Source organism: Dietzia sp. SYD-A1, from assembly GCF_015356725.1.
GTDB lineage: Bacteria > Actinomycetota > Actinomycetes > Mycobacteriales > Mycobacteriaceae > Dietzia.
On the sequence record NZ_JADDKI010000517.1, the window covers coordinates 1 to 1,180 of the forward strand.

At 73.5% G+C, this 1,180-nt stretch carries 2 protein-coding genes; both read left to right on the forward strand.

Features of this window, described 5'->3' with window-relative positions; genetic code table 11:
* A partial coding sequence (locus tag IY392_RS16375) for a DUF1727 domain-containing protein (protein ID WP_194861796.1) occupies nucleotides 1-446 on the forward strand: 446 nt, incomplete at its 5' end.
* A partial coding sequence (locus IY392_RS16380) for a type 1 glutamine amidotransferase (protein WP_194861797.1) occupies nucleotides 443-1,180 on the forward strand: 738 nt, incomplete at its 3' end. The genes IY392_RS16375 and IY392_RS16380, both read left to right, overlap by 4 nt.

Genomic DNA, 1,180 nt, shown 5'->3' on the forward strand with positions numbered 1-1,180 from the left:
CCGACCCCACCGCGGCGGTGCGGGCGGTGGAGCGGGTCGACGACGTGGCGGGCCGCTACTCGACCGTGGACGTGGATGGCCGCTCGGCGCACCTGCTGCTGGCCAAGAACCCGGCCGGCTGGCAGGAGGCGCTCGGGATGATCGACACCTCCGCCGACGGCCTGGTGATCGCGGTCAACGGCCAGGTGGCGGACGGCGTGGATCTGTCGTGGCTGTGGGACGTGCGCTTCGAGAGCTTCGAGGGCGTGTCCGTGTACGCCGCCGGCGAGCGCGCCGCGGACCTGTCCGTGCGCCTGAGCTACGCCGGCGTCGACCACCGCCTGGAGTCCGACCCGCTGGCCGCGATCAGGCGGTGCCCACCCGGCCGGGTCGAGGTGCTGGCCAACTACACCGCGTTCCGCGACCTGGGGCGCGCGATCGCCGCCCGGAAGGAGCAGCAGCGATGACCGGACACCACGAGGATGCGCGCACGGCTGCCGGGGCCTCCGCCTCACCCCTCGACACCGTCTCCCCCGCGTCCCCGCGGCCCACCGAGTCGACCGTGCGCATCGGCCTGGTGCTCCCGGACGTCATGGGCACCTACGGTGACGACGGCAACTCCCTCATCCTGCGCCAACGGCTGAGGTGGCGCGGGTACGACGCCGAGATCGTCCGCATCACCCTGGACGACGCCGTCCCCGACTCGTGTGACATCTACACGGTCGGCGGAGGGGAGGACACCGCGCAGAAGCTCGCCTCCCGGCACCTGTCCGGTTCACCCGGCGTGCAGCGGGCGGTCGCGCGGGGGGTGCCGGTGCTGGCGATCTGCGCCGGGATGCAGGTCTTCGGCGAGTGGTTCGTGGTCGCCGACGGCTCTCGCGCCCCCGGCCTGGGCCTGCTCGACGTGACCACCTCGCCGCAGGCCTCGCGCTCCATCGGCGAGCTGGTGGTGGAGCCACAGCTGGCCGGGCTCACCAGCACCCTGACGGGGTTCGAGAACCACATGGGCGCCACGGTGCTGGGGCCGGATGCCGCACCGCTCGGACGGGCGACGTCCGGTGTGGGCAACGGCGTACCCGCCGACGATTCCGCGCGGGCCGGCGGGCGGATCGAGGGCGTCGTCCAGGGCTCGATGATCGCGACCTACATGCACGGCCCGGTGCTCGCGCGGAATCCCGAGCTGGCGGACCTGCTGCTGTGC